This is a genomic window from Robinsoniella sp., from assembly GCF_034124845.1.
This window is the reverse complement of the sequence record NZ_JAWYAJ010000234.1, coordinates 1-10,501: the sequence shown is the minus strand read 5'-3', so window position 1 is coordinate 10,501 and position 10,501 is coordinate 1. Positions and strand designations below refer to the sequence as shown.

Sequence of the window (10,501 nt, the reverse complement as noted above, 5' to 3'; positions counted from 1 at the left end):
CAGCAATTCTACCCTGTTTGGAATCAAGATTGCGAACTTGTTTCGCAATTACCTAGCTATTTTAAATGTTCTTCTTCAAGGTCAGAATGTTCCTTCCCCCTTCAAACCGGTAAGATATGTGATCCATCATTTTCTTCACCATCAGAATGCCAAGGCCGCCTATCTGCCGGTGGTCCGCATCCAGGGTAATGTCGGGATCCAGCTTCTCAAGGGGATTATAAATTGTCCCGGAATCCACGAACTGGATCTCTATATGTTTCGGATCATCTTGAATGTGGCAGCGGATCGTTGCGTTTCCTTCCCCTGGACGATATGCATAGTTGGCAATATTGACGTAAATTTCTTCCACTGCAATTTTAATCTGCATTTTCACTTTTGCCGTACATTCTGTATTGCTTAATTCTGCTTCAATAAATTCCAGTACCTGATCCAGCCGGTCCGTTTTTGCCGGAATGGTTAGCTCTTTCATTTCACACCTCCCGCTTTCTCTATTTGCTTTCATAGATTTCTAATGCCAGCATTGTTATATCATCAAATTGAGGAGCACCTTTTACAAAAAAATCTATACTCTGTTTGATATTTTTTAAAATCTCTTCTAATGGTAGACCGGCATTATGATCCAGAATTTGCTGCAGCCGCTCTTCACCGTAAAGTTCATTATAAATATCCGTAGCTTCCGTCACTCCGTCTGTGTACAGATATAACAGATCACCCTGGTTTAATTGAATCTGGTTTTGCCGGTAGCGGATTCCTTCCATACCCGCCAATACAAATCCTGCACGGCTTTTCAGATATACAAAGCCTTCTCCTTTCCGCTTCAGAAGCGGCGGGTTGTGTCCTGCATTGACATAGGTAAACAAGCCGCTGTCTATTTCCAAAATGCCCATCCAGGCAGTGACAAACATGCCGGCCTGATTATTTTCACACAGCTGTTTGTTCACATTGGTAAATACATCGGAAGGTGCTTCCCCACTCTGGGTATGGTTTTTGATCAAAGTCTTGGCAATCACCATGAACAATGCAGCCGGAACCCCTTTGCCGGATACATCCGCCATCACTACCGCCAGATGATTATCATCCGTCAAAAAGAAATCATAGAAGTCGCCTCCGACTTCTTTTGCCGGCTGCATCGTAGCATATACATTAAATTCTTTATGCTCCGGAAATGCGGGAAATATGCAGGGAAGCATACTTGCCTGGATCTGAGTTGCCACATTCAGTTCTGCACCAATCCGCTCCTTTTCTGCTGTCACTGCCGTCAGATTCTTGATATATTCTTTTAGTTTTGATGTCATTTCCTGAAATGCATTGGAAAGCTCTTCCGTCTCATCCCCTGTATGGATTTCCAGATTATATTCCAGATTGCCATCTCCCACCTCCTGTACTGCCTGGGTCACTCTCACAATGGGGTCCGTTATTTTTTTGGAAACCGAAGTACTCAGGAAGAAGATTGCCAGCAATACAATCATGACTAATACGATTAAGATCACAAATACCATCCCGATATTCTGGTTAATCTGGTTGATCGCCCCATTTGTCAGCTTCATAATACCGTCCTGGCTCTCAATCGCCGGAGCAATAACCTCCTCCTGTTCAATTACGGTTGCAAAGCTCCAGCCCAGAGTCGTCAGCGGTTCATATGCCAGATATACCTTTTTTTCATCTATGGTTACTTCTGCAATACCGCTTTCTCCTGCCACCATTTTCCCCACTGCATCTGCCAGTTCTTTATTTTCACTCTGACGAAGGTCCGTTACATGATCCGGGTCAGCACCTACCTCCCCGTTTTCTTTGGAAGAAATGTTAACCTTTCCACCGCTGTCGATTAAAAATGCATAGCCGGATTTCCCTACTTCCGTATTCATTACCACATCGTTGATATCCGTCAGGTAGGAGCCGACCCCTGCAACACCCATGAATTCATCGCCTTCATAAAAAGGTTTTGCACAGATAATTGCCGATCCTCCTCCGTGAATGTCTTTAATGATGTCGGTAAAAATAAGCTTCTGTTCATCTACCGCTTTTTGATACCAGGGACGCAAAAAAGCTTCATATGGATTCGGCACATCCGAACCTTCATCAAACTTTGCCGAAGAAATATAATCCGCCATAATAACGATTCCTGATTTTGTGGCGACATAAGTTGAAGCTACTACCTCGTCATGACCGTTAATCTGCACCAGAATATCCTGGATGTTGGCTATTTTATGTATTTCAGACTGAATCGCCGGATCGTTTTTATCCTTTACGGTGGAAGAAAACATCAACTGGGCAGTAAGGTTTGTATTTCCCTTTACCGGCTCCTGCACTGACCGGTCCGGATATTCGTCCGGATTATCATAGATCGACGTCATGGTATCCGCTATGGTCTCCACATAAGTCTTCGTAAAATTGAATTTAGTCTCAATATATTTCGCTTTTTCCTTGGCAACATCCGCAATTTTTTGTTTCGCCTGGCTGATCAGTGCCACTTTGGCGTCATCCCCCGCCTGGTGTCCCAGTTCTTTACTCGTCTGTACGGTGTGGGATTTCATGGAAAGCATTCCATAAACCGTTACCCCGCTGATGATCACAATTGCTGTCATTGCCACCAAAATCGTTGCAACCGTAACCTTTTTCCTGATATTATGCTTCATACTTTCTGCCTCCCTTACCATAAAACTGCTGCCGTTCCTCATAAAATACTTCCACATACCGGCTCAGATCACGGAACTCTTCCGTTAATACATAATCTTCAAAAACAATCGAAACCTTCAGAGGATTATGCATAACCATAAATTCATTTTCACTGCAGAGGGGCTTAAATCCTGCAAAAAAGAAGCCGTACTCTTTCAGCAGGTAATAACCGGCAATCGCTCCCGGATCATTTACATTCAGAAAGGCATTCAGCGTAAAATGCGGCAGACTTCCGTACTCTTCCAATATCATCTCCACATACTCCTGCAGCCCTCTGCCGGTTCTATAGATCGTGATTGCCGCGCTGCTCTGTATCCAGTCAATGGTCTTCATAACCTGGCAGGAAGCGTAACAGCTGTCCACCCAGTCTCCTTTATTTAACTTCCCCACATCAGGTACCTCTGCCAAACGGTAAGCCACCCCCAGCTTCTTATACAGCCAACCGGTAAAACCCTTTTGCTCCGAAGGAATATACAAAGTCCCCGCATTTGTTTTATCCTTTGCAAGAATCTGGATCCCCTGTGAATGCTTGAGATTCCTGCGCTTTCCATAGGATTGCTGTATCTTGCCCATATCGAATACTGAAAAAATAAAACCACAGCCAATCAGACCCCTCATTCGCAATAACCGCTGGGATATTGCGTGAAAAGTGACTGGAAGTGAATACACTGCCGAACAGGGCATCCCCTGCAGCAAAGTCATCCCATAATCAAACATATGCTCAGCCAGCCCATACCCCCGGTATTCCTTTTTAAATATCTGCGTTGCGATCTCAATCATAAACTCATAGGGAAAAAACTTTTTCAAAATCATAATACCAGCCACTTCTTCCATATCCGTGACCGCCACCAGAAAAACAATACTTCCCTCTCTGTGTTTTTCCCGAATAAATTCAGGACTATAGAAGTCTCTTTTGAAATAGGTATCCCCATACTCATCCCGGATGCACGCAATAACGCCATCAGCATCCCTGTCCTCTAACGTTCGTAAGGTAACTGCCAAACGTTCACCGGTATCTTTATGATATAATTGCATCTTTTCATCTGCTCCTTTCCATATGTGCTTTCAGGCTTCGCGTTGCCATGTGATACCATGTGGTGCCATGTGATCAAATCTATACCGTCTTAATTACAATCGTAAGATTATTGACGCCAAATGTTCGATTAAATGATACCTGTTCCGCCTTTTTCACAATAAGCCGTATTCCAAGACTGTCATCCGCCAATACTCCATTTCCAGCCTGTTCTTTCTTTTTCTCGTAATACAAAACAGGGTCAAAAATCTTTCCTCCATTTCGCATGCGGAGCACTACCGTTCCCGGCATTACAAAAATGCGAATATCCACATACTGCATTTCATTTTCTTCAAAACAGTGGTCAAAAATAATAACCAGCATTTCTTCTAATGATAAACTGAGCATCATTGCCGTTTTCCCATCCAGTTGGTTTTCTTTACAAAAGGTATTGATTTTTACAGAAGCAATCACAGCCTCTTCCACTTCATTGGGCACTGAAAATGATAGATATTTTCCCTTGTCCTCATAGGTTTGGTCCAATAAGTACAACCCGGAAAATTTGTTGTTTTTGATACGCACAACCCCCACCCACATGAGCATCACAAGAAAAGCTGCTGCTTCCGCAAGAATAAAGCAAGACCACACTCCCATTAAATAACCTGCTCCCGAAAAGAGCATTGCAAAAACAGTAACAAAGCCAAACGCCCGGAAAAATGTAACCACATTAGCCAGCAGATTTCTTCCGGTTGTAAAGAAAAGAAAAATAAATATATTATTAATCATGGAAAAAACAAGGCTGACAGCATAGCCGACCAGAGCTGCTGCACAAATCCCAAGAACATCCCCCTCCTGAATACCAAACAACCGGCAGATTTGCTGTGGAAAAATCACCAGTACCATCGTTACAGCCAGAATCATACCGATACCGCTTTGAAACGCCATTTTCATCGTCGTTCGAATACTGGTGTTGTCTTTTTCTCCGTAAAACACCCCGATCAGGGGTGTTATCGTTTGTGAAACCCCTGAGATAACAGCTGTAATGAAGCTTCCCACCGTAGCTGTCATTGCAAAAGCAGTAATGGCATCATTTCCAAATGCCCGAAATAAAATCCAGTTTAAAACCATGGTCCGAATAATATTACAGAAGTTATTTAGAGCCATCGAACTGCCTGTAACCACAATTTCCTTTATGCTTTTCCACACCTGAAACGGCTTCTTCAGGGGAAAACAGCGGTTGGGAAACCTTAAAAACAGGAAACCCGCAATGTCCGCAATCGCCGTACTTAAAACAGAAGCAAATGCCATCCCACCCATCCCCAATTGAAACACCAATAGGAATACCAGATCCAGCACGACATTTAAGACCGCCATCAACATAAACATCACGACACCCATCCGGGGCCGCCCGCTCACCCTCAAAAAGTTAAACGGAAAATACATCAGAACAACCGACACTCCCCCAGCCATCATAACGAAAGCATAGTCATAAGCCATCTGGTACAAGTCCTCCCGGGCACCCAGCCCATGAACAATTTCCGGCAGAAAAACCAATCCGGGAATTGTCACCAGCAGACCTGCCGCCAGAGACAAAATCAACGCCAGAGAAGCCATATTATCACAGCCCTTACGATCCTCTTTCCCAATATAAACCGATGCATTTGCCGCTGCCCCTACACTGATCAGAGATCCTAAAGTCATAAATGTAAAATATACCGGTTTTACCAGATTAAGTGCCGCCAATCCTTTCTCTCCTATAAAATTACCAATAATTATACTGTCAATTAAGACCGTAATCGTAGTTCCAAGAAGCGCCAGAATCGATGGAATCAGATAAGTCCGGAAAGTGGATCGAATAAAAAAGTCATTATTTTTTTCCATATCAATATTTCCCCAAATTAAATTCAATCTAATAATATTATACAAGAAAGGACCTTCTGCCTAATTACCATTTACCACGAAAGTGCGCTATTTACCATGTAATAAACGGAAGGAAGCAATGCATAAAAAAAACCAGGCATATATGATAATTGGATATCATATATGCCTGGTTCTGAATTTTTTGTTTTTTAACTTGCTTAATCATAAAATTTTAGGTTGATGGATTATAATATGAATCTTTTTACCAGCAACCGCATTTTCGTAAGTATTTATAAATGCTTCTCTGTTTTTAATAATTTTTTCCTTATCATATATAAAAAAATAAATATTGTCTGCATGATAATGTACCATGTCTGACGCAATTTCTTCCATAAGCTTTTTTTGATTCATACTGGTATTGGAACATTTAATTTCAACTACTGTATCTAATTCCTGTATCCAGATGTCACTCCTTACCATAGCATAGCCCGTGTCTTCACAAACTTCAGTTCTGGCAGTCACAAAGAATAATCTTATGATAGAAAATAAAATGTGCTGCACGTCATATTCATTTCCTATTCTTAATATATTCAACTGTTCTCTTTTTATTGTGGCTCTTTTATCTGGATCTTTTTCATAAAACGATTCTATAAATAAATAAAACTGATTTAAAATTCTTTGTAACAATTCATGTTCTGCTGTATTATCAATAATATGACTGTTTTTCTTCTCCATACTACTTTTTGATATATCCTTTAAATATTCTATGACTCTGAATTTTGCTTCTTTCATATTTTTCTCGGTATCGTTTTTAGAAAAATCATTTATCATAAATTCCGATTTTTCTTTAATACTCTTTCGTATTTCCATTGACACATTTTCTTTTTCACAGAGAATTATGATATTTTCAATTGATTTTTCATACTGCTCTTTTGTAGTAATTTCTAACAATGATCTTATTTCATCCTGCCATATTACCATCATCTTCTCCCCCATCTTAAATAGAATAAAAATAAAGGATCTAAAATATAGACCTTGCCATCTTTCCATTCTAATACCCGGTAAATATCTTCCCTTTCAGCCAGTATACTTTGAAGTTTGCCGAGATGGTCTTTCACCGCCTGTTTATCTGGTTTCTCTCCGCCATTTTGGATTAAACCGTCTATTCTTTCTTTGATTAAATCAAAATCCAATTCCATTATAGGTGGATTCTTAGCCAGGGATTCAACGATTAAAGCATACAAATCCATTTCCTCTCCATCTGCCGTTCTGAAAATCTTACGTTTTTTACCTCTTGGATTAGGCCCTTTACACATTACATCTACCACATTTTTATATTCAAAGTTAACAGTAGTAAAACGATATGCCGTTTCCAGTATATCTTCTTCCACACAATAGACCATTTCTTCTCTGTCTTCCAATAAAGTACAGATACTAAGGCATATATATTGCATAAGCTGTGGTGATGTAAGACTTTCAATAGCAATTTTGTTGGCAATATCTTCTGTAATTTCCATATGGAGTTCTTTAAATCCTTTTATAGCGATCTCCTTTAATTCATCCCTTTTCCAGGTATCAATATTTATCAGACTTAGTCGGCCTGATAAATCAGCATTTTGTCTGATTGCATCGTCTGCACGGTGCGGTAAAGAAACTACAACTGCTTTAAATTCCCTTCTAATGGCATCTTTTAATTGCTGGGCTATCTTAAGCTGCATATCTTTGTTTGCATAATGAAAGTCATCCAGTACAAGGACCTTTCCCTTCTCTCTATAAAATTCAATTACTTTATCTTTTGTAAGTGTATATTTTTCTAACTTTTTGTACTGCTCTTCACTACTGCCACCTAATAACTTTTTACCTTTTGTAAATTCCCCTGCATAGGGCAATTCAGCCTTAGCGGCAATAACTTCCCAGAAATTTCTATCGTCATAAAAATCTGCGCCGGATACTTCTACAATATTGTCAAATCCAATCACCTTTTCACATAAAATGGTTTTTCCCATTTTTGACGGACCCACAATGGATGTTAAACATCCCGAAATCTTTAATGCTTGTCTCAACCTTAATTCATAAGAAATATTAGGTGATTCAAATTCTCTGGACACATATGTATGATTTGGAAATGCTCCTGGTTTAAATACTTCTTCCGACTTTAAATTTTGTATCTTTAACATAAAAATACACCTCCAGCGTATATTATCCATTTTTTAATGATTATAACATAATTTTAACCATTTTTATATAATTTAAAGCAATTTAATCTTATTTACTCAAAAAAATCCCGTACCATGACCACTTCCCTCATGATACGGAATCCACAAACATCTCTTTATTCCTTTCAGCCAAATTCTTGACTTCTCTATTTTTTCAACACAATCGACCCAAACGGACTAATTTCCTGCGTCTCTTCCCAATCACCGGCGAACACCTTAAATTCATCCGGCAATTCCAGCTTCACCCTCTCAGGATTAAAGTTTTGCACAAACAAATACACAGATGTATCCGAGTTACGGGCAGTAACTTCAATTCCTTTTGGCACTTTCTTCATATACCTGGTAAGATGTACGTCTTCCCCTATGTGTCTGCATAATTCACTGCAGAAATCCTGTTCCGCGTCTGTGCATACATAGTAGGCTTTACCTTTACCGAAACGGTTGCAGGTCAATGCCGGATATCCTTTATAGAAGTCCTGTTCATATTTGGCCAGTACCTCCGCTGTTGATACCTTCACCAGGTCACATAGATGACGGCACTCATAAGTTCCTTCCCCTGAAGTTTCTATTTGCCCTGTTATCTTGACCTGATTCTTCTCATTGTCATACAATCCGTCGATCTCCATACTGCGCAGTCCCAGTACGTCCATTAAACCATAAGGAGTTCCGCCAAGATAGCAGCGGTCTGTTTCATCCACAATGCCGGACCAGAAAGTCATGATAAAATGTCCGCCATTTTCCACAAATCTGCGGATTTTATCGGCAAACGCTTCCCGGTACAGATAGAGCATTGGTGCCGCTACCACTTTATAACTATCCAGATTCTGCCCGCTGCCGATTACATCTACATTTATCCCCTGCTCCCGAAATGCACGGTAATATTTCTGAACAGTTTCTTTGTAATAAAGCCCCTGGTTCCTGGGACCCTGGGCATCTTCCATCGCCCATTTATTCTCCCAGTCATAGATAACCGCTGCTTCCGAAACCGTATCGGTACTGCAGATTTCACTGATTTCTTCCAGTGCGTTTCCCACATCTGTTACCTCACGGAAGACTCTGGTATCATTCCCGCCATAATGGTCGATCACTGCACCGTGGAATTTCTCGGATGCCCCGCGGCTCTGGCGGATCTGAAAATATAGCACGCTGTCCGAACCATGGGCAACCGCCTGGAGTGACGAGAGCTGATGCATCCCCGGTTTCTTCAGTTTGCTGACCTTCTGCCAGTTGGTTGCACTGGGGCAGGATTCCATCAATAAAAATGGTTTCTTTTGTACACAACGAAGCAAATCATGCATCATTGCTGTATCCGTAGCCGTCACCGTTTCCTCTTCCTTATGCCATGTGGGATAAGAATCCCAGGAAAGGACATCCACCACGTCGGAAAACTTAGCATAATCCAGTTCATTATAATAATACATACAGTTTACCGTTGTAGGAATCTGTGAACCGGTCTTACGGATAGCCGCTGCTTCCGCTTTTATAAAATCAATGGTCTGATGGGTAACAAACCGCTTCCAGTCCAGATTCAATCCATGGAGCTGCATCTCTCCTCTTGGTGAAGGGCTTTCGATCTGGTGGAAATCCTGATAAATATGACTCCAAAAGGTAGTGCTCCACCGACGGTTCAATTCATCGATTGTTTTATATTTTTCCAGGAGCCATTTTCTGAATGCTTCCTGGCAGAGCGGACAATGACAGTCCCCGCCATATTCATTCGATAGATGCCACAGTATCACGCCTGGATGGGCACCGAAGCGTTTCCCCAGCTCCTGATTCATGATGCTGACTTTTTCACGGTAAATGGGGGAAGTATAGCAGTGATTATGGCGTCCTCCAAAGAGATTGCGCTGACGGTTTTCATCCACCCGAAGCACCTCCGGATATTGATCCGCCATCCATTTAGGTCTTGCACCGGAAGGCGTTGCCAGAATGACATTAATTCCATTCTGATACAACCGGTCAATGATTTCTTCCATCCACTGAAACCGAAAGACACCTTCTTCCGGCTCCAGAACCGCCCAGGAAAATACGCCCAGGGTTACAGTATTTATTTTTGCTTTTTTCATATACTGAATGTCTTTTGCCAGAATCTCCGGAGCGTCCAGCCATTGTTCCGGGTTGTAGTCTCCACCATGCAAAAGTCCTTCTATGTTAAAATCCATCAATTTTATTCCCCTTCCTTTGTATGCATTGTCTTAACACAATATTAACCTTAGATACAGGGGAGCGTCAATACATTTTTTTATCGTTTCATTTATACATTTTTGTAATATTCCATTACCATTATTACTGTAATCGGTAAATATAACCGGGCACCACATTGTGTTCCCCCGGAACAATGGCATTTGATACATACTGCACCTTTCCACCGCCCAATTCCCGCAGCGTCAGTTCATGGGTAAACGCCCGGTCGTTATTTTTCTCCAGGCAGATCACATCTATGGTGAGCGTTACCGTACCATCTGCATTCTTTTTCACCGCAGTTACATCCGGATCCATATAAGGCATTGCAACGCAATTATCATTGGAGCGCATTTCCTGCCAGGGATAAGCTTCTTTCTTTTGTTCAAACATAGCCTCTTCACGCAGATTTTCCTTGGTAATGGAAAAGTAACTCTGCATGACGGTTTCAAATAAATCAGCAGGAATATAACGGTTTTCATTGGATGAATCGATAGGAAACTGGTCTTTTTCCAGCCGTTTGCCTTCTTTTAATTGATAGAAGTTCTCAAAC

Annotated in this window: 8 protein-coding genes; all 8 read right to left on the bottom strand. The window is 41.3% G+C overall.

What is annotated here, in order from left to right; all coding sequences use genetic code 11:
* Window positions 1-61 precede the first annotated feature (61 nt).
* Window positions 62-469 carry an ATP-binding protein gene (locus ACH2DQ_RS11480; RefSeq protein WP_394910708.1) on the bottom strand — a complete coding sequence of 136 codons (408 nt, stop codon included), beginning with the start codon at window positions 467-469 and terminating at the stop codon, window positions 62-64.
* A gap of 19 nt (window positions 470-488) precedes the next feature.
* The gene (locus ACH2DQ_RS11475) at window positions 489-2,636 is read right to left on the bottom strand and encodes a SpoIIE family protein phosphatase (protein ID WP_394910709.1); all 2,148 of its coding nucleotides are present in this window, start codon (window positions 2,634-2,636) and stop codon (window positions 489-491) included.
* Entirely contained in the window at window positions 2,626-3,711 is a 1,086-nt protein-coding gene (locus ACH2DQ_RS11470) for a GNAT family N-acetyltransferase (RefSeq protein ID WP_394910710.1), read from the bottom strand. The genes ACH2DQ_RS11475 and ACH2DQ_RS11470 overlap by 11 nt, the downstream gene beginning before the upstream one ends.
* 79 nt (window positions 3,712-3,790) lie before the next feature.
* Window positions 3,791-5,569 carry an MATE family efflux transporter gene (locus ACH2DQ_RS11465; protein WP_394910711.1) on the bottom strand — a complete coding sequence of 593 codons (1,779 nt, stop codon included), beginning with the start codon at window positions 5,567-5,569 and terminating at the stop codon, window positions 3,791-3,793.
* 201 nt (window positions 5,570-5,770) lie between these two features.
* On the bottom strand, window positions 5,771-6,532 hold the full coding sequence (locus ACH2DQ_RS11460) for a hypothetical protein (protein WP_394910712.1): 762 nt from the start codon (window positions 6,530-6,532) through the stop codon (window positions 5,771-5,773).
* A complete protein-coding gene (locus tag ACH2DQ_RS11455; protein WP_394910713.1) occupies window positions 6,529-7,725 on the bottom strand; it encodes an ATP-binding protein in 1,197 nt (398 codons plus the stop codon). Before ACH2DQ_RS11455 ends, ACH2DQ_RS11460 begins: the two co-directional genes overlap by 4 nt.
* A gap of 185 nt (window positions 7,726-7,910) precedes the next feature.
* Window positions 7,911-9,929 carry a beta-galactosidase gene (locus ACH2DQ_RS11450; protein ID WP_394910714.1) on the bottom strand — a complete coding sequence of 673 codons (2,019 nt, stop codon included), beginning with the start codon at window positions 9,927-9,929 and terminating at the stop codon, window positions 7,911-7,913.
* Between the two features lie 124 nt (window positions 9,930-10,053).
* A partial coding sequence (locus ACH2DQ_RS11445) for a DUF6070 family protein (RefSeq protein WP_395026796.1) occupies window positions 10,054-10,501 on the bottom strand: 448 nt, incomplete at its 5' end.

Bases quoted from the DNA above. Each gene is read 5' to 3' on its own strand.
- ACH2DQ_RS11480 (WP_394910708.1), bottom strand. From the start codon at position 469: ATGAAAGAGCTAACCATTCCGGCAAAAACGGACCGGCTGGATCAGGTA.
- ACH2DQ_RS11475 (WP_394910709.1), bottom strand. From the start codon at position 2,636: ATGAAGCATAATATCAGGAAAAAGGTTACGGTTGCAACGATTTTGGTG.
- ACH2DQ_RS11470 (WP_394910710.1), bottom strand. From the start codon at position 3,711: ATGCAATTATATCATAAAGATACCGGTGAACGTTTGGCAGTTACCTTA.
- ACH2DQ_RS11465 (WP_394910711.1), bottom strand. From the start codon at position 5,569: ATGGAAAAAAATAATGACTTTTTTATTCGATCCACTTTCCGGACTTAT.
- ACH2DQ_RS11460 (WP_394910712.1), bottom strand. From the start codon at position 6,532: ATGATGGTAATATGGCAGGATGAAATAAGATCATTGTTAGAAATTACT.
- ACH2DQ_RS11455 (WP_394910713.1), bottom strand. From the start codon at position 7,725: ATGTTAAAGATACAAAATTTAAAGTCGGAAGAAGTATTTAAACCAGGA.
- ACH2DQ_RS11450 (WP_394910714.1), bottom strand. From the start codon at position 9,929: ATGGATTTTAACATAGAAGGACTTTTGCATGGTGGAGACTACAACCCG.